Source organism: Halolactibacillus miurensis (assembly GCF_900116255.1).
Classification (GTDB): Bacteria; Bacillota; Bacilli; order Bacillales; family Amphibacillaceae; genus Halolactibacillus; species Halolactibacillus miurensis.
Window position 1 is genome coordinate 1 of sequence record NZ_FPAI01000026.1, and the last position, 22,773, is coordinate 22,773.

Here is a 22,773-nt window from a genome sequence, read left to right on the forward strand (position 1 = left end):
TTACTTACCATTATACAAGACTTGGGGAGGTACTTCCTTTTTTATGCTTCAAAACCATTGGGCCGCAAGGCCTCAGAATTATGAAATTCATTCACATCTTTAATCTTAGGGCTGATTTTAGTTGGGCCGACAATTTTAATCATCGAAAACTTACTTACTGAAGGTATCATGTACTTCTTTGAGTTACCGCTTGGATTAGGTGGGGTTATTTACGGCGGTTTAATACAGTTCTTAGCTGTCACAGGTATGCATCATACGATTGTACCAGTAACCGTAAAGATGGTTGCGGAAACAGGTTACGATATCATTAACCCTATTGGTACGGCAGCAATCGCTGGCCAAGCTGGTGCAGCATTAGCTGTTGTTTTAGCACAGAAAAACCGTCAAAAACGCGTCACAATGATTGGTTCTGTTATTCCAGCCTTCTTTGGTATTACTGAACCAGCGATGTTTGCGATTAACTTACCGAAAGGTTCACCATTTTTATTTGGATGTGTTGGTGGGGCTGTTGGTGGTGGATTAGCGTCTATCTTAGGTCTAGCGGCGGCTGGAACAGGATCAACTATGTTACCAGGGTTGTTATTATACATTGGTGATGGCTTGTTATTGTATATTCTGGTGATTATAGTGGCATTACTTACAGCCTTCTTATTCACTAAAATCTTTTATAAAGAGAAAGTAACAACAAAGTAAGATGAACATTATTTAAGATAGGAAGGTATTTTCTCCCTTCCTATCTCATTTTCGTATATAGGGGGAGTTATCAATGTTTGACTTTGATAATAGACGTAACCGTTTTATAAAGATAGAGGATGTACCAGATAGCTATATGAGAGAGATAAAAAAGAAAACTCTATCGGATGAGTATTATCCAAGGTATCATGTCGCGCCTAAGCATGGTTTGTTAAATGATCCTAACGGATTAGCTTATCATAACGGGGAACATCATATTTTTTATCAATGGTTTCCTTTAGGTCCTGTGCATGGCCTTAAGTATTGGTATCATCTGTCAACAAAAGACTTTGTTGACTATACCGATCACGGCATTGCGCTCTATCCAGATGAAGATTTTGACTCACACGGTTGTTATTCTGGCAGTGCCGTTTCTGTAGATGAAGATTTATATTTGTTTTATACAGGGAATAAAATGTTAGAAGATCATACCTTTATTCAGTCACAATGTCTAGCTGTAATGGGAAATAATAATAGTATGATTAAAAAAGGTGTAATAGCAAATACACCGGCTGATTTTACTCATGATTTTCGTGATCCTTCTGTCATTAAGCGAGACGACAAACTCATGATGTTTGTCGGAGGAAAAACCATTGAAGGTGATGGAGCACTTGCTTTATATGTGAGTGACACTGTTGAGGGTGATTTTAAATATCAAGGCAAAATTGATGCTCAGGCAGAGGACTTCGGATATATGTGGGAATGCCCGAGTTATTACGAAGAAAAAGACCAAGGTGTGCTGATCCTATCTCCTCAAGGTATTTCATCTCAAAATAAATATGACTATAAAAATGTTTTTTCCGTCGTCTACGCCATAGGTGACAAGGTAGATGTCAATCAACAAACGTTTACCCATGGTGGATTTATTGAAATGGATAAAGGCTTCGATTTCTATGCACCACAAACGTATTTAGATCATCAAGGAAGACGAATTATGCTTGGGTGGTTAGGGAATTCTAAGAGTAAGTACCCAACAGATAAGAATGGCTGGGCACATATGTTAACGATTCCTCGAGAAATCATGATCAAAAATGATACGCTCAGACAGCGACCTTTAGCTGAATTAAAAGCTTTAAGAACAGAAAAACAAGCGTTACATCAAACGAATTACTTAACATCAAAGGCATTTGAGTTGGTATGTGACGTTGAAGATGTGTTTCAATTAAGTTTTGAGAATGACAAAGGGGATCATATAACTTTTTCTTCAGACGGAATGGCGTATTGTTTAGACCGAACCCACATGTCTGAAGTATATGCTGAGAAATTTGGAACGGTAAGGTACGCGAAGCGAAAAATACAAAAGAATCATACAATCAGAATTTTCGTTGATCATTCTAGTATGGAAATATTTTGTGATGATGGTGAAACGGTATTGACGAGCCGATTTTTTATCCATCAGTTATCACTATTAAAAATAGAAAATATAACGGGGAATCTATATTATTTGTCTAACATTAAGAACGGACAAACCATTTAATATGATACTGTGTTAAAGGCATGACTGAAAATCAAGAATAAAATAGTCATGATTAGAGTATAAAAAATGAACGCTATACGCTCTAACGACAGAAAAAATAGACCTACTGTTAAAGTCAGATATTAAGTATATTAGACTTCAGCGGTAGGTCTATTTAATTAATGTGGAAATTCATTCGAATTGTTTGCTTTTCATCTCTATCCCAGGCTCGATATAGTTTCTGTATCGCTGCTTTAGATCAACATAATCACTGATAATCTGCCAGTAGTCTTTTTCGTTTTTCGGCGCCGGTGTCCAGTCTTTATCCGGCCATTGAGATAAAACGTCAGAAAAGGATTGCTCATCTAAGAAATGCTTATCTACTGTTGCCCCGGTGCAGCCATGAAGAGGTGCGAGATAAAGATAACCATCAAAGAATTGAGCGAAGAAATCAAAGACGTTGTGACTGTTTCGGTCATGATGAATGGGGAGCTTTTTCAAATCAAACCCTGCTGGTTTAGATAGAAGTTGTTCAACAAACGCCGTTGGTGAAGGTGGTATTTGTTTTTGTGTCACCATCTCCATCAAAGGTTCAAGTGGTTGATGGAAAAGCAAGTTGGTGACCCGGTCACCATAGGCTTCATACAAATACTCACCGAGCCATTTTGTCTCTGGTAATTCGCTTTCAGATGTTGATTGTGACTGAGCAAGGGGGTGTTTTAAAGCATGAACAGTTCCCGTTAAGATAAGTACTTTTTCATCTGCTTGCTTGATATCCATGATGATATTTGCCCGGTACTCGTCAATCGGTCCCTTATGAAAGACTCGCTGTAAATTTTCTGCGGTTCTGACGCCGTTATAATCAGACCAGTCAAAGATATAACTCATGTTAATCAAGAGAAATGGGGGTGTATTCTTAGGTCTTATCTGATTAAAACGCCAGACCGCTTCATATAAATCAAGATACTCTTTATAAGCCCATCTCACGTTATAGTGAAACATCAATGTCCGAGCTAAGTTTTTATCAAACGTCTTTCCCGTTAGTAATTGATTTAGCGTGTCTTGATCTTCACTTGCCCCAAATTCCATCGCCAGATAAGACACACCTGCCGCATGTAAATCAGGAATCACGTCTTTAACGAAATCAAGATGGGTCTTAACCGCATGATCTTCCGCTAATAACACGACATCATGTTGTTTAAAGGCCTGAAGCAGGTAGTCTTTTGGGTGATTAAATATAGATTGATGTGTCATGTATCTTTACCTCCTATTCATGAAATAACCACTGAATAATACTGATAAATCGCTCCCGCCAATCATCTTCATGATGCGCGCCACCTTCAATCACGTTAAATCTTAATTGATCACTGGGCAAGGCTGTCTGACGTAACGCATCATATAAGTGTTGGTTACTGTCTATGTAGATACGCGGAAAATTTGGATTAGTCGCATCACTCGTTTCATTTGTGCCAACATCTAAATATAACTTTAAAGCATTAGAGCGGTCTGATGTATGAATGGCTTGAATCAGTTGCTCTTCTGCGAAATAAGCAGCGGTCGATAGGGCAGCGACTTTATGAAAGACATTGCTATGAAAAAGCCCACCGCAAATAGAAATCAACCCACCCATAGAACTCCCCATCATCGCTGTGTGTTCTCTAGCTGTTAGTGTCCGGTAATGGGTATCGATATAAGGTTTTAATGTTTCTGCGAGGAATTGCAGGTATTCAAAGCCTTTACCACCTAAGCGATTGGTCTTTTTCGCATGTGGTAAATACTCCCCTCCTTTTGTGCTTGTCCATGGACAATACTCCTCGTATCGATAAAGCCCACCGTTATCAATACCAACAACAATGTAAGCTTGACGTTCGTCGTGATGATAGACATCATCAAGTAAGTGTCTCACATCCCATATGCTTCCGAAACTTGACGTCTCTTTCTCAAACAAGTTTTGTCCGTCATGCATATAAATAACCGGATAGTGGCGGTTCGTCTCGTTATAATCAGGTGGTAAATAGATCCGAACTGTTCGCCGGCGATCAAGTTCGGGTAGATAAAAATGATCCAGATGTAACAGTTGACTATGTGCCATATGATTACCTCCTAAGGGAATGTTTTGTTGTGTTTAGTATAAGTGGTTTTAACGTCATTAAATAGTATAATATTAAGATAAGTCGTATAATATTATCATTGTTTTTAATGGAGGTGATGGAGATGGAAGAGACGTTCATTGGGGATGCGACAGTGTTTGTCCCGGAGATGGATTTGTTATTAGACCGAGGAGACCTCGTGGCGATAGAAGAAATTTTAACGAAAAAGCACCTGACTGAAGTGGCGGAAGATAAAGCAGTGAGCGTGAAACGAATCGATTTATACATTTGGCAAGCCATCTTAGTCAGGCGGCTGTCCAGTCAATCTCACCAAGTTGTTAAAGATATCATCCATGACCGTTACAACGATTTTTATCACCGCATCGGCCTGTGTCAAACACTTGTCAGTTGTCAGCGACTAGAAAAAGAACTGTTTTACACTTATATCAACGGTGAAAAAGTCCAGTCAGAAGTGACGTATCATCGTACGCTCAATCATATATTAACCTACATTCATCTGCATATTGAAGCACCTTTCACGCTTAATGACATGGTAGAATCTCTTAGGCTGACAAAACCTTATATAAGTCAGCTATTTAAACAAGAGACCGGCCAAACCGTTATGTCTTATGTGACGGATGTGAAAATCAACCGGGCGAAAGTGTTACTTCAGGACACAGATTTAAGTATATTGGTCATCAGTGAACGCTTAGGCTATTATGATTCCAGTCATTTCGGGCGGGTATTTAAGAAAGTGACAGGACTTACGCCGCGAGCATTTCGCCAACAAAATAGTGAATTAGTGGATAAACGGATGCGCTAAATGAAGAATATTCTGTCAATATCTGTTGGATATGATAAGATATTAATCAACCGATCATGGTTTAGATAGGTGAAAAGTATAGTAAATATCGGTTAAATGAGGTGTTAAGGTGAAAAGGTACAAATGGATGGTTTTGTTTATAAGCATCCTCATCGTAAGTGCATGGCTCTATAGAGGAAATACCATCATTGAAACAACAGCATTAACAATACAGAGTGATCACATACCTGAGAGTTTTGATGGGTTTAAGATAGCGCAAGTATCAGATTTACATAATGCTGTGTTTGGTAAAGATAATCATAAGTTAATCGAAGCATTAGAAAATGCTGAACCTGATCTTATTGTCGTAACGGGTGACGTGATTGATTCAAGACGCACCGATGTCGACGTCGCTTATCGCTTTTTTGAAGCGGCAAAAAGCATCGCGCCTGTCTATTATGTCACCGGCAACCATGAGGCAAGGCTTGATGTGTATGCAACGTTTGAATCAAGGATTGAGGACATAGGGATACATGTGTTAAGGAATACATCGATTGAGCTGACAAAAAATAATGAAACAGTCACGTTAACAGGTGTCGATGACCCATTATTCCAACAAGCCTTATCAGAAGAAGCGACTATGATTAATCAACTGGGCCGTGCTTTGCCTGAAGAGAGCAACTATACGATTCTCTTGTCACACCGACCGGAACATTTTTCGTTATATGAACAAGCAGGTGTTGACCTGGTCTTTTCAGGTCATGCGCACGGCGGTCAAGTGAGGCTTCCTTTTATCGGTGGATTAATTGCCCCGCACCAAGGATGGTTGCCTCAGTATACGAGTGGTAAGTATGCAAAAGATGAAACGACAATGGTGGTTAGTCGCGGGCTAGGGAATAGTTTGTTTCCGATTCGTGTGAATAATCCACCAGAACTTATCGTGGTCACGTTAGAGCACTCAGGCGAGTGAAATGATGCTCTGTATTTCTTAAGGGAGTTGTGAACATGCAAGTTACATCAGTGAGTGAAGTACCAACAATAGAAGAAGACGTGATTCACCATAGTATCAACAAACAGGACGCGTTACCTGAGTAGTATATCTTAATTGAAAAAGAGACGATTATTGGAAGAGTCGCTTTAATATATTGGTATATCTTTTAAAAAAGTTTGATATAATTGCATTGACAAGATGGGTGATGGTCATCCGACAATTGGCTAGGTTAACATAGAAAGACTTTATTATAGTGGAGGTTAATTATATTGAAAAAGGTAGCGTACGACGGTTATTATCAAGAGCATAATTATTTTGGAAATCCATATCCGGGTCTCATTGATTTTTTCACGAGTTATCAACCCAAAGGAATGGTACTTGACTTAGGCTGTGGGCAAGGAAGAGATTCTTTGTTTATTGGGGAGTTAGGATATAAGGTGATTGGAATTGATCATTCAACAGTTGGGATAAACCAGCTTAATGTGGAAGCTAAAAAAAGAAATATAAATGTTGAAGGTATAGTAGATAACGTATATGATTTTCCGATATCTAAGGACATTGATATTGTATTATTAGATTCAATGTTACACTTTTATAAAAATGATTTGGATAAAGAGACGGCTTTTGTAAATAAGATACTGACGGAACTTAAAGAAGGCGGAGTTTTCGTGAATTGTATTTTCAAGGGAGATACACGTGAAAAGACTCTGAAAAAAATTATTAAAGATTCTTCGTATGAATGGGAAACATTAACTGATGTTTATACTGAGTACAGTGAAGCTAATGCAGAATTTCACTTACTCGCAATAAAAAAAGGAAAATATATTGGGGTTTCTAGTTAAGTTATACCAGCTAATAGTAGAAAGTGACTATTCAAGACTTGGGTGCGTTTGTTGTAGGTCAACAGTAACAAATGATCAAACTATATTATAAAGAATGCACAGTACGTCATAAATAATAAGCTCGTTTTAATCAATCTTTTTTCAAAAAAAGGATTTTAAGTTAATTTAAAATGAAGCTTTACTTGGTGAATTTGATCAACCTTTATCATTTAGAGCGAGTAGACACCTTCCTCAAGTGCGTGAGCACTAAACGGGTGATAAATCGCTTGTTTTTTTTGAAGTGACAAACATGCGTTCTTCGTAGTTTGATTAAGATATCAACAATGACCGTCATAAAACAAAGAAAGGATGTTCATCTATGGCGTCCTTACGGCATCTCCTTCCTCAAATATTCGTTAGAATGTTAGGTGGGGGAAGTTCAATTAGCAATCGATCATCAAGGTTTTTATAAAAAACATCGTTTTTACGCGATGCCTGAAGGCTATCATCCACCGGGAGAAACATCACAGATTTATAAGCGTACGTTATAACGTACGAAAATCCGTGGATGATAGACCCAGTCGTAATCCCTATTTTTAGAAGAGGTGAAAATCAATGACACTACAACAACTCAAGTACTTTATTGAAACAGTTAAACATGGCTCGATTAATAAAGCAGCAGAAAGCTTATTTATCGCACAACCAAGTTTATCGAATGCGTTAAAAGAACTAGAAGCAGAAATTGGGCAAGATCTATTTATCCGCACCCCGCGCGGGATTTCTCTTACGACTGATGGGGCGGAGTTTTTAGGTTATGCGAGACAAGTGGTTGAACAACAAGCATTACTCGAACAGCGTTGGTTAAATAAAACCCCGTCACGCCGTCTTTGTGCGATTTCAACTCAGCACTATGCGTTTGCGGTTAATGCGTTTGTGAATATGGTAAAAAAAACTGACGCGCTAGAGTATGAATATACGCTAAGAGAAGCGCGGACGTTTGAAATCGTAGAAGATGTTAAGAACCTACGTAGTGAGTTAGGGATTCTTTATAAAAGTAAATTCAACAAACAAGTCATCGACAAGCTATTAAAAGAAAATCATTTACTTTTTCATCCGCTCTTTACCGCTAAACCCCATGTGTTTGTGAGTTCTACGAACCCACTTAGTCAAAAAGACAAGGTGACACTAGCCGATTTAGAAGATTATCCAAGGCTATCATATGAACAAGGGGATTTTAATTCGTTTTATTTCTCTGAAGAAATTTTAAGTACCGAGTATGCGAAAAAAGATATTAAAGTTGGTGACAGGGCGACGATTTTTAACTTAATGATTGGTTTAAATGGCTACACCATCTCAACGGGGATTGTGAGTGCGGATTTAAATGGAGATAACATTGTCGCCGTACCCCTTGATGTGGATGACGATATGACGCTGGGCTATATCACCCATAAAGATCTCCAGCTCACCCAACAAGCAAAACTGTACGTGGCGGAACTTATCGCTGTCATTAAAGCCTATGATGTAGATATAAACGTATAGTTATAGCTAAAAGCTATAACTAGGCATATGTTTAATGTGTTAGTCAGCTCCCTTGAGCATATGTTTAAATAGTTATCATACTATTAAAAACATTTAAAGAATTAACGAGGGGGACAAAACATGAGTGATAAATTTCAAATTGTCGGCAGTTTACTGAGACCACAAGCACTATTAGACTATAAGAAAAAAATTGAACAAAGAGAGGATATTACGTATCCTTTTTATGATGACTTTGAGGGCTATCAAGCGTGTGAGGATGAGGCGATTAAATCGGTCGTTCAAAAACAAATCGATCACGGGCTGACGGTGATCAGTGACGGGGAATATTCGAAATCTTTGTGGCACTTAGATTTTGTCTGGGGTCTCCAAGGCATTGAACGTTACATTGCAGATCATGGTTATTTCTTCTGTGATACCGATGGCTGTTCAAAATATGAAACGAGAAAAGACATTGGTTTAAGAATTACTGATGAGCTCGATGCGAAAAACCATCATTTTATCGATATCTTTAAGAAGTTAAAACAATATGCCGGAAACCACCCAGTAAAATTATGTGTCCCATCACCTTCACATATTTACGGTGAATTATCATGGTCTGATAACATTGGCGGAAAAGATGCGGTCTACAGTGACCCGCAAGCACTAAAACAAGGCTTAATCCGGGCTTATAAAACCTTTGTCTATGACTACGTGGAAGCGGGTGGTGAGATTTTACAGTTTGATGACTGTCTCTGGGAAATCTTCGCCGATGACAACCCAAACTCACCGTATACAGGTGAACATATTAATCAAGAGGAAGTAAAAGCACTGGCGTTAGATTTCATCGACATCAATAATATCATCATTGACTATGGCCATAACTTAGGTCTTAACATGTGGACACATAACTGCCGTGGGAATTATGATTCTCGCAACATGGGCGGTGGGTCATATGAAAAGATTGCGAACCTTTTCTTGAAACAATTAAAATATGATCGGTTCTTCTTAGAGTGGGATGATGACCGAGCAGGTTCAATTGAAGCATTAAAAGTATTTCAAGATAAACCAAATACGGACATTGTCTTAGGGTTACTCTCATCAAAAACAAATACATTAGATGATGACACGCGTGCGCTAGACTTACTTGAAAAAGCATCGACCATTATTGACCGAGACCGGTTATTCTTATCGCATCAATGTGGCTTTGCTTCATGTGATGGTGGAAATGAACTAACAGAAGAAGAACAATGGGCCAAAATTAATCAAGGTCAACGATTAGCTGAACAATTTTTTGGTAGTTAAACAATAAGATATAAAAAAAACCAAGCATGTCGCGTGATGGACATGCTTGGTTTTTGTTTCTGTTGAGGGATGTCAATTGATTTAATGATGAACGATATAGCTGTTGCTTATCTGATCAGTTGTTCATTCTCTTCACAATTTGTCGTGTTTGCGGGTGAAAATATTTCCAACATACATGCTACTTCTTTTGGTGACTTAGCTTGCTTCGGATAGACTAAGTAAAAAGGTTGTGTGACTTTAAAATCCGCTAAATGAATGGTAGATAACTCGCCTGATTTTAATTCATTTAACATGGAAATGTGATATAAAAAGCCGATGCCATCATTATTTTTAATGTAATTTTTTAATAATTGAATGTTACCGATTCGGTTAATGCGCAGTAGCTGGTGAAGGGATTGCTTCTCTTGTTTTAATTGTTGATCAATCGCTTCACTAAGACCTGCCCCTTCTTCCCGCAATAGGAGACGCTCATGTTTTAAATCGTTAAGAGAAACGGTTTTATTGGCTAGATGATGTCTTGGGGAACAGGTGAGTATGACGTCATCTTCGTAAAAACTCACAGCGGTAAGGTCATCTGATTTTACCGGCCCAGACAAGAGCGCATAATCAATTTTCCCATCTTTAAGTAGTTGGAGTAAGCGTTCACTATTTTCTACCATCAAATGAATCTTCACGCGCTTTTCTTCGCAGAAAAGACAGGTGTGTTCTGGAATATAGTATTCGCCAATGGTTCGACTGACACCAATCATGAATGAAGGAACATCTTCATGTTCAGATAACGTATCGATGATTTCAGCAATTTCTCGGTTTAATATCGTTACGTGATCTTTTAAGAATTTCCCCTTTTTCGTCAGTTTTAATACCCGATCCTCGTAATGAAATAATTTCACGTCTAGATGTTCTTCTAAATATTGAATATGTTTAGTGACAGCTGGTTGAGATAAAGAAAGTAACTTGGCTGCTTTTGTATAATTCAGTTGATCTGCGAGCACTAAGAATGTGCGGTAGCGATAATCTAACATGCTATTCTCTCCCTCGGTTCTTGATGATTAAGTGATAGGGTCTTATATCACTATAACAAAATCTAATACACCATAATAAAAAAATATAAAGATGTATATTTACTATATCATACGGCGTAAAAGAATAGGGATAAGAGATTTTTTTGCGCAAACAATCTTGGCATCGAGATAAGAGTTGGAAGAGAAAGGGGGTGCGTGTTTAAAGACGTTTGTTAACTTTTATAATTAAAATGTTTGTGAATACTTTTACAATATTTCATACATAGAAGTCCGTTATATTCATTTTTGTAATAGTAGTATTCCTATTCTTCATTTCACAAAACGTTGATTTTACGATTATAATTAAACTTGTTAAAGACATCACAAACAAAATGAATGAAATAGTTTGGAATATTTTTTTGATATTATTTGTGAAAAAATGAGCGTAATGTTTGTGATGGACATCATAACGTTGTTTAATGAAAGGGAGGAAGAAAATGAGTCAATTACAAAGTAGTGAGAAGGTGACGTTCATCGACCCAGCGCATGAACGCACGTCGTACACACAGCCAATCATAGGATTTGTTCTATTAGGGCTAATGGTCGTTTTTGGGATTTATCTTAATGGCTTAAAGGCAAGTTTACCTGTCTATTTAATCGCAGGTGTGTACTTAGGTTATGTATTGACGCGCGCACGCTTCGGTTTTGCCGGTGGTATTAAACGTATTTATATGCGCGGTGAAGGTAGTTTAACAAAAGCGTTAATTATTCTTATTTTAGTAACAGCCTTTGTCACAATGGGATTACAATGGAAAGCGGCAGCGGATGGCTTATTACCAGCGTACTTAGCGGGTTATGGTGAAGCATTTATTCCGGGTACAACAAACGTTTACTTTACCAATATCGCGACCGTGATTGGTGGTTTTATCTTCGGTATGGGGATGATGTTGGCGGGTGCTTGTGGTTCTGGTACGTTAGCGGACTTTGGTGAAGGGGCGGGACGTGCGATGATCGCGTTTGTCTTCTTCGTACTCGGTACAGCACCTGGTCATTACTTACGTCAAGTTGTTGATGGCACGGCGATTGGTCAAGTTGGTGTGCGCTTACACTTCCCGCAAGTGATGGGTTACTTTGGTGCTTTTGCGATGACGGCCGCTTTACTCGGTGTCCTTTACTGGATTACTGTAAAGTATGAAAATATGCGTAAAGCCGAAGGGACCTACATGGATCCTAAAGGTGATTATGAAGACTTTGAAAAGCCACTGGATGATGCTAAAAAAGCACCATTCTTCAGTCATCAAACGTATCATAAACTATTTATTGAACGGTGGGGCTTTAAACTTGGAGCTTTAGCGTTAGCGATGGGAGCGATCTTCGTTCTTGTAACGACAGATAAGAACTGGGGAGCATCAACCGCAGTTTTAACATTGAATGTCTGGTTCTTTGACTTATTAGGTTTTGATTTTAATCCCGAATATTTCGGGTCACACTTAGCAAAAGTTGAAGCAGGACTATTAAGTGATGGTGGGACGATTCGTAACTTAGGTTTATTCTTCGGTTGTACCATTGCTTTCCTACTCGCTAAACGCTTTACATTTGATTTTAACTTCAATAAAAAAGATGCCTTTTATTTTGCCTTAGGTGGTTTAATGTTAGGTTTCGGTTCACGCTTTGGTTTAGGGTGTAACCTTGGTGCGATGTATGCGGCGATTTCAAGTTTTTCATTCTCAGGTTGGGTGTTCTTGCTTGCGATGACACTCGGTGGTATTGCGGGTATGAAACTCTTCGCAGGTAAAGTTTGTATCTTGCCTCATCGTATTGGGAAAAATAAATAAGCAATCAAGTTAGAGAAGATGTAAGAAGGTCAAATTTGTTTAGCGAAAACTGATGATCAGCTTTATTCTTATTATGATGGTCAGTCAATTTTAAGGAGGAATTATCATGGGTAAAAAAGTATTAGTTGTTGGTGGCGTTGCAGGCGGTGCTTCAGTTGCGGCGCGTGTGAGACGTTTAGATGAAGCAGCGGAAATTATTATGTTTGAAAGAGGTCCATACGTGTCATTCTCAAACTGTTGTATTCCATTCCACATCAGTGGCGACATTGAAAAGTCACAAGATTTAGTCTTAATGACACCACCAGAATTTGATAAGCAATATAACATTGATGCACGTGTCTATAACGAAGTAGTGGCGATCAATAAAGAAGAAAAAACAGTTGAAGTGAAAAATGTTCAAACAAACGAAACGTATACAGAAAGCTATGACGTTTTATTCCTAGCACCAGGTGCAGTGGCGCTTCGTCCACAAAGTATTGAAGGAATTAACGATGAGCACGTGTTTGTGATGAAGACAGTACCAGACGTTGAAGCATTGACAACGTACGCAAAAGACAATGATGTGAAAGATGTCACTGTTGTTGGTGGTGGATATATCGGTTTAGAAGTTGCTGAAAACTTGAAGTATGCTGGCTATAACGTCACATTAGTTGAAGCACAAGACCAAGTTATGGCACCACTTGACTATGATATGGTTCAAATGATTAACCGTGAAATCATGAAAAATGGTGTGGATTTAGTCTTAGGCGATAGCGTTCAAAAAATCGCCAAAGATAAAGTCATCCTAGCATCAGGTCGTGAAATCAATGCCCAAGCCGTTGTCATGGCGATCGGAGTTCGTCCAGAAAATACGCTCGCAAAACAAGCAGACTTAGCGCTTTCAGCAAGTGGGGCAATCAAAGTAAACCATCACTATCAAACGAGTGATCCAAATATTTACGCGGTCGGTGATGCGATTGAAACAACCTGCTTCTTTACGGGTCAAAAAACACAATTAACACTTGCCGGTCCAGCACAGCGTCAAGCACGTGCGGCAGCTGACCATGTCTATGGTCGTACGTACGTAAATACAGGAGTGATCGGTTCGTCAAGCGTGAAAATGTTTGGTATGAACGCAGCCAATACAGGACTGAATGAAAAACAATGTCAAGCACGTGGCATTGACTATGATTACAGCTACGTCATTCCAAAAGATAAAGTAGGTTTGATGCCAGATTCAGAAAACCTATTCTTTAAATTGATCTTCCAAGTACCGTCAGGTAAAATTCTTGGCGCGCAAGCTGTTGGTCGCGGTAATGTCGATAAACGGATTGATGTGATTGCGACAGCGATTATGCTAAATGGTAACTTAGAACACTTAAAAGAATTAGAATTAACCTACTCACCACACTTCTCAACTGCAAAAGATGTAGTTAACCATGCGGCACTTGCAGCATTAAACATCCTAAACGGTGAAGTGAAAAAAGTGCCTGTCACAAAAGTACGTGAACTCGTTGAATCAGAGGCTGTCATTATTGATGCGCGTGAAGAAGATGAATATGCGTTAAGCCATATTAAAGGCGCCGTTAATATTCCATTAAGCCAGTTCCGCAATCGTTTGGATGAGATTCCTAAAGACCAACCCGTTTACGTTCACTGTCGTTCAAGTCAACGTAGCTACAATATGGTGCGTGCGCTTGGTCAATTAGGTTTTGATCATGTGTATAACTTAGATGGGTCATTCCTAGGTGTGTCTGAATATGAGTACTTTAATGATGTTGTATTAAATCGTGAACCTATTGTCACTGATTACAATTTCAACTAAGTCATAAAGATGACAGGTTAAATGTTCGTAGCGGGAAGCATGCTTCCCGCTATTTACATTCCTCTAGTGAACATAAATAAAATAAAAGTATGACCCACAAAATACATACCCCCCCTTGTAATAAGGATAAATCTTCTGGTAAGCTAGTAAATGGTATAAATAAATAAGAGAACGAAACATTGGAGGATTATTATGAATGTCAAACAGTCAAAAAATCCATTTGAAATCACACTGACATTATTGACGTGGCTTATTGTCATTGTACTATGGTTTATATTCACAAACGTCGGTGAGATGTCTTCACTCCTTTTACCATCCCCCCAAGTGGTGTGGGAGACATTTATGAATATTGTAAAGAACGGGTACGGGAATGTGAGTCTGTGGCAACATCTCAGTGATAGCTTTGTGAGACTCTTCTGGGCAGTAAGTTTAGCCTTTATAACCGCGGTACCTTTAGGACTTCTTAGTGGTTATTTTAGTAAGTTTAAAGCGATTGTTGATTCCATTGTACAATTTTATCGTCCGATTCCTCCTCTGGCGTACTATGCGCTTTTGATTTTATGGATGGGCATTGATGATGGATCGAAAGTAACCTTGCTTTATCTAGCCGCTTTTGCGCCTATTTACATCGCTTGTGTGGCAGCGGTTAATAGCGTTAGTCAAGATTACATTTTAAGTTCAAAGTCACTGGGCGCAAACCAAAAAGATGTGTTCACCAAAGTTGTCCTTCCAGCCTGTATGCCTGATATTTTTACCGGTCTAAGAACAGCGATGGGGTTTGCTTATACGACACTCGTCGCCGCTGAAATGACAGCGGCCACAAGCGGAATTGGCTGGATGGTGATTGACGCGTCGAGATACTTACGGTCTGACGTGATGTTTGTTGGGATTATCATCATGGGTGTGACTGGTATTATCATGGACGGTGGTTTACTGTTACTTGAAAACAAATTAGTATTTTGGAAAGGAAAAGATTAATGATGAAAAAAAAGATGCAAGGATTATTCGTGATGTTAGTCGGGCTTCTCGTATTTACCGCATGTGGTGATGAGGCTTCAGAAGGTAATGAATCTGGAGCGGATCAACCGGAAGTCGTCAACATTGGTTATTTACGCGTGCCAAATGACGAGATGGTCGCAAAGACAGAAGGGTATTTTGATCAGTACTTTGCCGATTTAGGTATTGAAACAAACTTTGTTGTCTTTGATTCAGGTGTTGAAGCCAATCAAGCATTCGCTTCAGGTAGTGTTGATTTTGCCTCAATGGGTAACACAAACGGGATCATCGCCCTTTCTCGCGGGCTAGACGTTGAACTGATTTGGCTGCATGAGATTCTTGGTGAAATTGAAGGGTTAGCTGTACGTGAGGGAAGTGGGATTGAACAAGTCGCGGACTTACAAGGCATGAAGATTGCGACCACCTTTGCTTCAACATCACATTACAGTTTACTTCAAGTATTAAATGATGCAGGTATTGCGGATGATGTTGAACTGATTGATATGAAGACGGTTGATATTGTAGCGGCTTGGGAACGCGGGGATATTGATGCGGCGTATACGTGGCAACCATCACTTGGTAAATTATTAGACGGTGGCGAGATGTTGATTTCTTCTGAACAGGTAGCTGAAATGGGACACAAAACAGCGAATATTTTACTGGCGCGTAAAGGTTTTACCGAACAATACAAAGACTTAACGACGGACTTTATCGCTGCGCTCGTTGAAGGTGGGAACCTTTACCGTGAGGATAGTAAAACGGCGTCTGAAATTGTCGCAAATCCCTTAGAAATCACACCAGAAGAAGCTTTGATGCAAATGGAAGGGTCTGTTTGGTTAACACCAGAAGAAGAAATTAGCAGTGAATATTTAGGAACATCTGAAGAAGCGGGTGACTTCTCACGCGTAATGAAACAAACGTCAGATTTCCTACTTGAACAAGGTTCTATTTCTGAATCGCCTTCACAAGAAGCGTTTGATGACTTTATTAATCCTGAATATATCGAAGCTTACTTGGCACGATAATATTACCATCTACAACTAAGGAGTTTTTATTATGGCAAAAGAAACACCTTTAATAGCACTTAATCATGTCAGTATGGATTATGGTGATGGAACAGAATCTGTCCTTGCCTTAAAAGACATTGACTTAGCTATAGAAAAAAATGAATTTCTTTGTATTCTCGGTCCGTCTGGTTGCGGGAAAAGTACCCTCTTAAAAATTATTGCGGGCTATCAAAAACCAACAACAGGTGAAGCGACGTTTCAAGGGAAAACAATTACCGGTCCAGACTGGCACCGCGGGGTCGTTTTTCAATCACCTACCTTATACCCTTGGTTATCAGTGAAAGACAATGTCGGCTTTGGTCCAAAGGTCAGAGGGATAAAGAAAGCACAGATTGATCAAATAACGGATCAATTCCTTGACCAAATTGGGTTATTGAAAGATAAAGATAAAGCGGTCTTTGATTTGTCTGGTGGCATGCGTCAACGGGTGGCCTTAGCGCGTGTGCTTGCGAATGAACCGGAAATGATTTTAATGGATGAGCCACTTGGGGCACTTGATGCGCTTACGCGTCTGAATATGCAGACACTTATTCGTGACCTGTGGCATAAAAATAAAAACACGGTCGTGATGATCACACATGACGTTGAAGAAGCATTGTCGCTTGGTACCCGTGTGATTGTGATGTCAAAACAGCCAGGAACAATTATTAAGTCGTACGATTTAAATTATACCTATCAAGCATTAGAAACAGACAATCATCGTGTGAAAGTAGACGAACAATATTTAGAGATTAAAAATGATATTTTGGATTTAATTAATGCTGATTTAAATGAAGCATAATGACTGTCTTTATTGTCAAACAGTCTTGATGACTCTTTAGCGAGAGGATCAAGACTGTTTTTGTATTAAAAATATCTAAGTGGTTAGCGACAAAAAATGATGTATCCTATGATTTTTTAAAGAAAAGAATGTAAAGGGTGCGCTGAATATGAAAAACATAAAAAGACAACAACGGTGATGGCATTGAAAAAGTTAATCGGTCGTTATATGATAAGCACAACTTATGAGAGAAAACTAAAGGCTAAGCTGAATGTTTGATTGGGTGGCAAGGCACTCACAATCTCATGTCGTTAATGATCAAAAAGAAGGTGAAAACGATCCAAATCCAAAACCCTCACGATAAACTCTTCAAAGAAACCTTTAAACGTAATGTCTTATGATATAAGGAAGATGATTGAAAAATATGTTATCGTTGTTTAAGTAACCATTCCTTAGTTAATCATATTATCCTTTTGATGAACAACATATTTACCATACGTTACGAGGGGTCAAATCAACAAAATATTAAAAACACATAAATATAGGGGTGTGATGAATACGATGAATAATCAAGCTGTATTTAAAATTTTACAAACAGAAGATGAACAAACGATATTAACGATGCTCGAAGCATTATCTCCACTTGATACAGCGATTGTGAATGGGGAAGGACAGACAATGCTTCACCTTGCGGTAAAGAGAAACCAACTAGAAGTGGCGGCCTGGTTACTAAATATGGGAAGTCATCCTAATCAAAAAGATCACACGATGCTTTCGCCGTTTATTGCCGCGGCAGCAATGGGACATGCGGTGTTGTTTCAGTTGCTATTACTGTATCAGCCAGATTTAACGGAAGTAAATCGGTTCGGTGGTACGGCTCTTTTACCATCGAGTGAGAAAGGATTTTTACCTGTCGTACAATTAGCACTAGATGCCGGTGTGCCTGTCAATCATGTGAATCAATTAGGTTGGACAGCTCTTTTAGAAGCCGTTGTCTTAGGGAATGATGGGTTTCTCTATCAAGAAATTGTTGAGGAGTTAGTAGTAAAAGGAGCCGATATAACCATTCAAGATTTTGATGGAAATACAGCGGTTGATTATGCGAAAAATCAACAGATGGCTAACATTTATTCGATCTTGACTGAGGGTGTTGTCGAGACGTCTTTTACCGAGGTGAAGAGATGGATTCGTGAGAATGACTATTATCGCGCATTAAAACGATTGCTTGCTATGGAAAAATCACTAGAACAATTCTATTATTTAGGTGTGGTTTACGAACGCTTGCATCAATACGATACAGCTCAATTTTATTACAAAAAAGGCTTCCAAGAAGATCCGCAATTTGCGTATTATTTAGCGAACGTCGCGAAGAAACAACAGCATATTGAACAGGCGCTCTCATACTATGACCAAGGCGCAAAAGAAAGTGAAACACCAGAATTCTTTATCTATCATCAATCAAATGTTCTGCGAGAAATTGATAGACATCAAGAAGCTATAAAACTAATGGATAGCCTGTTGGATAATAATCCTGACCGGGTTGATTATATGTTTCATAAAGCCAATAGTTTACGTCGTTTAGGACAGTATCAAGCGGCTATTGATGTCATGTCTCAAGCGAACCTATTGCAACCGGCGAATCCTTTATTTTTTCGTGATAACCGTTAGTAGTGAATATATACAGTGTTAGTTTAAACTTATCCATAGAAAATAGGACGAATGTTCAAGCGTGAGTTAATAATAAAAGATCAGGAGTGAGAATGATGTGTAAAGATAGAGATAAATACTTTCAACTAGCAACAGAAGCCACGATTGAGGGAATGAAACGAGGAGATGGTGGACCGTTTGGTGCAACGATTGTTCGTCATGGTGAGGTTATTGCCTCAGTTGGAAACACTATGATGCGTGACACAGATCCATCAGCACATGCAGAAATGGTGGCAGTGAGGGAAGCCTGTAAAAAGTTAGGGACGATGGATTTATCTGACTGTGAAATATACGCAACGTGTGAACCTTGTCCGATGTGTATAGGGGTCATGATGTGGGCAAATATTAAAAAAGTATATTACAGCAGTACGAAAGAAGATGCCGCAACATACGGTTTTTCCGATCAACATTTAAGGGATTATTTAGAGGGGAATAAAGAGTTATTCGATATGGAAGCTGTTGGAGAAAGAGAAGATTGCCATCGCTTATGGACAACATTTGAACAAGTTCAATCGGAAAAAGAATAAAATGTGTCAGCGGTAAAATAACGAGGCTATATTCCTAATTAGATAAAATAGGTTAGGTTAACCTTGATCTATATTTTATGCTAGAAGAATGAGTGGGTTGCTAACAGGTTATCTGACACAGAGACTATGGTTCTAACAAAATCATAGTAGATGATTTAAGGAAGGCATAGGAGTTGCCTTTCTATTTTCTTTACGTTATAATTATCTTGAATTCAAGATAAAAGGAGTGGTGTGATGGTTCAAATAGATGCCTCAACATTATCAAAGCGGGAACATTATCATTTATTAACGCGGGCAGTTGCCCCGAGACCGATTGCTTTCGTGACGTCACAATCTAAAGAAGGAGTACTAAATGGCGCGCCATTTAGTTACTTTACGATTGTATCAGCAGAGCCGCCGTTTTTGATGATCTCTGTTCAGCGTAAAGATAAAAAAATGAAGGATACAGCGCGTCACATCATTAAATCGGGTGAGTGTGTGATCCATATTGTTGACGAAACAAATGTTGAAGAAATAAATAAGACCGCCAGCGCACTACCTACAGATGAAAGTGAAGTAGATACCTTTGACTTTACGCGCGTGCAGAGTCAACGCGTGAAAGTAGACGGGGTGAAAGAGGCTCAGATAAGAATGGAGTGCGAGCTCGACACACATACGGTTGTAGGTGATGAGAGTGCCGATCTTATCGTTGTACGCGTGGTCCACTATCATTTAGATGACGCCATTTTTGATGGATCAGTCATTGATGATGAACGGTTAAAACCGGTGGCGCGCTTAGGTGGGCAGTCATACAGTAAATTAGGTGAAATGTTCGAATTAGTTAGACCTAAATAAAGGTAACGATAAACAAGTATGTCGATAAGTATCGAGTCAATTCAAACGATATATGAAAAAATGATTAGAAATAAGTGGAATGGGTAGATAACATATTAAGAAACAAATAAAAAACAACAGAAAAAGGAGCGAGATTATTATGACAAACGTGACCGTAATTTTTTACAGTATGGGTGGAACAAACGTCCAATTAGCAAAATGGGCAAAAGAAGGTGCTGAACAAGCAGGTGCTAATGTGCGCTTAGTTAAAGTAGATGAATTAGCGCCAGAATCGGTTATTAATGGTAATGAAGGTTGGAAAAATACCGTTGAGTCAATTAAAGATATTCCATCAGCCACAAGTGATGATATTGAATGGGCCGATGCGATTATCTTTAGTGTACCAACACGCTTTGGTACGATGCCATCACAAATGAAACAATTTATTGATATGCAAGGGGGGCTATGGGCGAATGGTAAGACCGTCAATAAAGTCGTAAGTGCCATGACATCAGCTCAAAACCCTCATGGTGGACAAGAAGCGACATTGTTATCACTCTATACAGCGATGATGCACTGGGGGGCTATTATTGTGACACCTGGTTACTCTGATCCGGTTGTCTTTGGTGCGGGTGGTAACCCGTATGGTACAAGTGTATCGGTTGACCAAGACGGTAACATGGTTGAAGATGTTGAAGCAGCAGTAAAATATCAGGCTAAACGTACAGTGACAGTAGCTAATTGGGTAAAACAAGGTCAAGCTTAAGCATGTATTAACTAAATGAAAATCAAAAGAGGATTCGCCTTCTGGGGTGAATCCTCTTTTAATTATACTAAAAAGTTTCGTGAAGCTACTTATACTGCATCAGGAATTCTCACCATTTTCCTTTAAAAACTTTTGGATGAGAGCTTGTGCTTCTCTAAATTTCAAAGTCGTCTTTCTTGTTTGTTCTGAAGAGATTGGCTCAGATAGATCATTTAGTAAGGGGGGACTTCCTTCTGCTTGTTTGGGGATATGGAAGGTATACTCACCGAAGCGATAAAGATATAAATAATCATCATCCATTTCGTGATAGCCGAGATACGTTAGTTTTCTCTGATCAGCTAATATTTTTAATGCCCTATCTTTCAGTTTATATAAATTCTGTTGGCGAGATTTTTGACTCTGTGTTGTCTGGTGATCACCTAACAAATAGGCGAGATTTTTTGCATCACGGCTTTTTTTAGCGGATTTGTTTATAATGTATAACGCTTCGCTCAATGTTTTATCTGTAAGGGGGAAATGTTTGGTTTCTACATGACGCCTCTTAATCGGAATAGCATCTTCAATCGCATATAATTTAAAAGTTTTACGTCCGTGTGGTGTACAGAGGCTTACGGTCCCTCTTACTTTAGTCTTTTCAGTGATTTTTCGGTGGTGGACTTTCAGAAGGGTTGTTTTCGTCGCTAAATGGTCGGGGATCTGTTTGTAGTGTTCCATAAATATACTCCTCTCATCGTTATGATTAAGAGTATATCAAAACGAGTTAAAGGAAGAGAACAACCAAAATGGAAAAAGTAGTGCTTCATAAGGGTGAAAATCAGCAATGACGGTATTTTTTCGAAAAAACAATAACATTTTTCTACATGAAAAAACAATCACACTAAACCGCATGATTGTTTTAAATGGAGTGATTAATTTTGTGTTTCAAACAATTCTTTAATATTATCAGGAACGCGGATCACATTCACAATCTTGAGCTCTTCCTCATTGTCGAGTTGAGGCTTAAATTCAATCAACAGCATTTCACCACTATCGAAAGTGAGTAATTCATAGTTTTTAAAATTTGCGCCTGATGTCGACAGCTCACCAAAGCTTTCAAATGCTTCCTCGGAAATGATGTCTTCTCGTCCTTCTGAGAACAACGACTGGAAATAATCATAATTTTGACTATCGATGTGAAATTTCATTAAATGTGCTGTATTCGTTGGTGTGGTTGGTTTCATTGGTTGGTCACTGCTACAAGCGGTGAGCAGTATAATTGAAAGTATGAAAACAAGTTTCTTCACTTATATACCTCCTTATGTATTTGTGGTTGATAAATGTTTACGTACAGTCTGCTGTAAGGCTAGATGGCACGTGATTCTTTGGTAAAGGATCTTACGAATAATGTACCGGCTAAAACGGCTAAAATCATATGTGTTTCAGGAATGATCAGTACTTCAAGATACAAAGGATGATCTAAACTAAACCAAGCAATCCAACTTGTCGCAGGGATAAAGACAAAGACCATCAATACTGCTGTCACAACGAGTAACGTTGATTGAAGGCGGATGTCGCCTTTAATGACGCGGGATAGTCCCCTATATTCCATTAACATACCAAAAAGAAAAGCATAGAGGGACGTGAGAATAAGCAGGGTTGATAAATTGCCGGTAGCTTGATTTGATGCTTGTTCAATATCAGCATAAGTAATGGTCATTAGCGATAGCAACACAATCATTGCTGATACAATCAAGATGGTAGGTAATATCTTTTTCATTAAAACACCTCCCAATTAAAGTAGTAGAG

The 22,773-nt window shown here is 38.8% G+C and carries 21 protein-coding genes and 1 pseudogene; 16 read left to right on the plus strand and 6 right to left on the minus strand.

All coding sequences use genetic code 11. The annotated features are described in order from the left end of the window. Window positions 1-99 precede the first annotated feature (99 nt). Both BM390_RS12610 and BM390_RS12615 read left to right on the plus strand, forming a co-directional pair. Window positions 100-693, plus strand: a pseudogene (locus BM390_RS12610) (PTS transporter subunit EIIC); the annotation flags it as partial. A gap of 73 nt (window positions 694-766) precedes the next feature. Beyond that, entirely contained in the window at window positions 767-2,209 is a 1,443-nt protein-coding gene (locus BM390_RS12615; protein ID WP_089855203.1) for a glycoside hydrolase family 32 protein, read from the plus strand. A 171-nt stretch (window positions 2,210-2,380) separates the two neighbouring features. On the opposite strand, the gene BM390_RS12620 is transcribed toward BM390_RS12615, so the two are convergent. Next, the gene (locus tag BM390_RS12620) at window positions 2,381-3,442 is read right to left on the minus strand and encodes a ChaN family lipoprotein (RefSeq protein WP_089855205.1); all 1,062 of its coding nucleotides are present in this window, start codon (window positions 3,440-3,442) and stop codon (window positions 2,381-2,383) included. 13 nt (window positions 3,443-3,455) lie between these two features. After that, complete coding sequence (locus BM390_RS12625) at window positions 3,456-4,280, minus strand: alpha/beta hydrolase (RefSeq protein ID WP_089855209.1); 825 nt, start codon at window positions 4,278-4,280, stop codon at window positions 3,456-3,458. A gap of 122 nt (window positions 4,281-4,402) precedes the next feature. On the opposite strand from BM390_RS12625, the gene BM390_RS12630 reads away from it, so the two are divergent. From BM390_RS12630 to BM390_RS12650, 5 genes are all read left to right on the plus strand, one after another. Continuing rightward, window positions 4,403-5,101 carry a helix-turn-helix transcriptional regulator gene (locus BM390_RS12630; RefSeq protein ID WP_062321334.1) on the plus strand — a complete coding sequence of 233 codons (699 nt, stop codon included), beginning with the start codon at window positions 4,403-4,405 and terminating at the stop codon, window positions 5,099-5,101. 109 nt (window positions 5,102-5,210) lie between these two features. Then, window positions 5,211-6,050: a metallophosphoesterase gene (locus BM390_RS12635; protein ID WP_231631446.1), complete on the plus strand. Its 840-nt coding sequence runs from the start codon at window positions 5,211-5,213 to the stop codon at window positions 6,048-6,050. Window positions 6,051-6,340: 290 nt separating this feature from the next. Beyond that, window positions 6,341-6,913 carry a class I SAM-dependent methyltransferase gene (locus BM390_RS12640; RefSeq protein WP_062321329.1) on the plus strand — a complete coding sequence of 191 codons (573 nt, stop codon included), beginning with the start codon at window positions 6,341-6,343 and terminating at the stop codon, window positions 6,911-6,913. Between the two features lie 594 nt (window positions 6,914-7,507). Beyond that, window positions 7,508-8,431, plus strand: coding sequence for a LysR family transcriptional regulator (locus BM390_RS12645; protein ID WP_089855212.1), 924 nt, complete (start codon window positions 7,508-7,510; stop codon window positions 8,429-8,431). Between the two features lie 120 nt (window positions 8,432-8,551). Then, window positions 8,552-9,712 (plus strand): cobalamin-independent methionine synthase II family protein, encoded by a 1,161-nt coding sequence (locus BM390_RS12650; protein WP_089855215.1) that lies wholly within the window; start codon window positions 8,552-8,554, stop codon window positions 9,710-9,712. 107 nt (window positions 9,713-9,819) lie between these two features. Here the strand turns inward: BM390_RS12650 and BM390_RS12655 are convergent, their stop codons facing one another. Next, window positions 9,820-10,734 (minus strand): LysR family transcriptional regulator, encoded by a 915-nt coding sequence (locus BM390_RS12655; RefSeq protein WP_089855218.1) that lies wholly within the window; start codon window positions 10,732-10,734, stop codon window positions 9,820-9,822. 476 nt (window positions 10,735-11,210) lie between these two features. Here BM390_RS12655 and BM390_RS12660 point away from each other — a divergent pair, with 476 nt between their 5' ends. The 9 genes from BM390_RS12660 to wrbA all read left to right on the plus strand — a co-directional run bounded on the left by BM390_RS12660 (window position 11,211) and on the right by wrbA (window position 20,988). Further along, window positions 11,211-12,548 carry a YeeE/YedE family protein gene (locus tag BM390_RS12660; protein WP_089855221.1) on the plus strand — a complete coding sequence of 446 codons (1,338 nt, stop codon included), beginning with the start codon at window positions 11,211-11,213 and terminating at the stop codon, window positions 12,546-12,548. A gap of 106 nt (window positions 12,549-12,654) precedes the next feature. After that, window positions 12,655-14,352, plus strand: coding sequence for an FAD-dependent oxidoreductase (locus BM390_RS12665; protein WP_089855225.1), 1,698 nt, complete (start codon window positions 12,655-12,657; stop codon window positions 14,350-14,352). 192 nt (window positions 14,353-14,544) lie between these two features. Then, window positions 14,545-15,330, plus strand: coding sequence for an ABC transporter permease (locus tag BM390_RS12670; RefSeq protein WP_089855228.1), 786 nt, complete (start codon window positions 14,545-14,547; stop codon window positions 15,328-15,330). Between the two features lie 2 nt (window positions 15,331-15,332). Next, window positions 15,333-16,373 carry a taurine ABC transporter substrate-binding protein gene (locus BM390_RS12675; RefSeq protein WP_089855262.1) on the plus strand — a complete coding sequence of 347 codons (1,041 nt, stop codon included), beginning with the start codon at window positions 15,333-15,335 and terminating at the stop codon, window positions 16,371-16,373. A gap of 31 nt (window positions 16,374-16,404) precedes the next feature. Further along, the gene (locus BM390_RS12680) at window positions 16,405-17,196 is read left to right on the plus strand and encodes an ABC transporter ATP-binding protein (RefSeq protein ID WP_062321319.1); all 792 of its coding nucleotides are present in this window, start codon (window positions 16,405-16,407) and stop codon (window positions 17,194-17,196) included. Window positions 17,197-17,736: 540 nt separating this feature from the next. Beyond that, complete coding sequence (locus tag BM390_RS12685) at window positions 17,737-18,843, plus strand: ankyrin repeat domain-containing protein (protein WP_197274771.1); 1,107 nt, start codon at window positions 17,737-17,739, stop codon at window positions 18,841-18,843. A 95-nt stretch (window positions 18,844-18,938) separates the two neighbouring features. Continuing rightward, window positions 18,939-19,409, plus strand: a complete 471-nt coding sequence (locus tag BM390_RS12690) for a nucleoside deaminase (RefSeq protein ID WP_089855231.1) — start codon at window positions 18,939-18,941, stop codon at window positions 19,407-19,409. A 234-nt stretch (window positions 19,410-19,643) separates the two neighbouring features. After that, window positions 19,644-20,243: a flavin reductase family protein gene (locus tag BM390_RS12695; RefSeq protein WP_089855234.1), complete on the plus strand. Its 600-nt coding sequence runs from the start codon at window positions 19,644-19,646 to the stop codon at window positions 20,241-20,243. 139 nt (window positions 20,244-20,382) lie between these two features. Then, window positions 20,383-20,988, plus strand: a complete 606-nt coding sequence (gene wrbA, locus BM390_RS12700) for an NAD(P)H:quinone oxidoreductase (RefSeq protein WP_062321313.1) — start codon at window positions 20,383-20,385, stop codon at window positions 20,986-20,988. A gap of 99 nt (window positions 20,989-21,087) precedes the next feature. Here wrbA and BM390_RS12705 read toward each other — a convergent pair whose 3' ends face one another. The 3 genes from BM390_RS12705 to BM390_RS12715 all read right to left on the minus strand — a co-directional run bounded on the left by BM390_RS12705 (window position 21,088) and on the right by BM390_RS12715 (window position 22,744). After that, complete coding sequence (locus tag BM390_RS12705) at window positions 21,088-21,702, minus strand: hypothetical protein (RefSeq protein WP_062321311.1); 615 nt, start codon at window positions 21,700-21,702, stop codon at window positions 21,088-21,090. A gap of 194 nt (window positions 21,703-21,896) precedes the next feature. Beyond that, entirely contained in the window at window positions 21,897-22,271 is a 375-nt protein-coding gene (locus tag BM390_RS12710; protein ID WP_089855237.1) for a hypothetical protein, read from the minus strand. 59 nt (window positions 22,272-22,330) lie between these two features. Continuing rightward, on the minus strand, window positions 22,331-22,744 hold the full coding sequence (locus tag BM390_RS12715; RefSeq protein ID WP_089855240.1) for a hypothetical protein: 414 nt from the start codon (window positions 22,742-22,744) through the stop codon (window positions 22,331-22,333). Window positions 22,745-22,773: the final 29 nt, after the last annotated feature.

Coding starts and splice junctions, on each gene's coding strand:
- BM390_RS12615 (WP_089855203.1), top strand. CDS start 767: ATGTTTGACTTTGATAATAGACGTAACCGTTTTATAAAGATAGAGGAT.
- BM390_RS12620 (WP_089855205.1), bottom strand. CDS start 3,442: ATGACACATCAATCTATATTTAATCACCCAAAAGACTACCTGCTTCAG.
- BM390_RS12625 (WP_089855209.1), bottom strand. CDS start 4,280: ATGGCACATAGTCAACTGTTACATCTGGATCATTTTTATCTACCCGAA.
- BM390_RS12630 (WP_062321334.1), top strand. CDS start 4,403: ATGGAAGAGACGTTCATTGGGGATGCGACAGTGTTTGTCCCGGAGATG.
- BM390_RS12645 (WP_089855212.1), top strand. CDS start 7,508: ATGACACTACAACAACTCAAGTACTTTATTGAAACAGTTAAACATGGC.
- BM390_RS12650 (WP_089855215.1), top strand. CDS start 8,552: ATGAGTGATAAATTTCAAATTGTCGGCAGTTTACTGAGACCACAAGCA.
- BM390_RS12655 (WP_089855218.1), bottom strand. CDS start 10,734: ATGTTAGATTATCGCTACCGCACATTCTTAGTGCTCGCAGATCAACTG.
- BM390_RS12660 (WP_089855221.1), top strand. CDS start 11,211: ATGAGTCAATTACAAAGTAGTGAGAAGGTGACGTTCATCGACCCAGCG.
- BM390_RS12665 (WP_089855225.1), top strand. CDS start 12,655: ATGGGTAAAAAAGTATTAGTTGTTGGTGGCGTTGCAGGCGGTGCTTCA.
- BM390_RS12670 (WP_089855228.1), top strand. CDS start 14,545: ATGAATGTCAAACAGTCAAAAAATCCATTTGAAATCACACTGACATTA.
- BM390_RS12675 (WP_089855262.1), top strand. CDS start 15,333: ATGAAAAAAAAGATGCAAGGATTATTCGTGATGTTAGTCGGGCTTCTC.
- BM390_RS12680 (WP_062321319.1), top strand. CDS start 16,405: ATGGCAAAAGAAACACCTTTAATAGCACTTAATCATGTCAGTATGGAT.
- BM390_RS12685 (WP_197274771.1), top strand. CDS start 17,737: ATGAATAATCAAGCTGTATTTAAAATTTTACAAACAGAAGATGAACAA.
- BM390_RS12690 (WP_089855231.1), top strand. CDS start 18,939: ATGTGTAAAGATAGAGATAAATACTTTCAACTAGCAACAGAAGCCACG.
- BM390_RS12695 (WP_089855234.1), top strand. CDS start 19,644: ATGGTTCAAATAGATGCCTCAACATTATCAAAGCGGGAACATTATCAT.
- wrbA (WP_062321313.1), top strand. CDS start 20,383: ATGACAAACGTGACCGTAATTTTTTACAGTATGGGTGGAACAAACGTC.
- BM390_RS12705 (WP_062321311.1), bottom strand. CDS start 21,702: ATGGAACACTACAAACAGATCCCCGACCATTTAGCGACGAAAACAACC.
- BM390_RS12715 (WP_089855240.1), bottom strand. CDS start 22,744: ATGAAAAAGATATTACCTACCATCTTGATTGTATCAGCAATGATTGTG.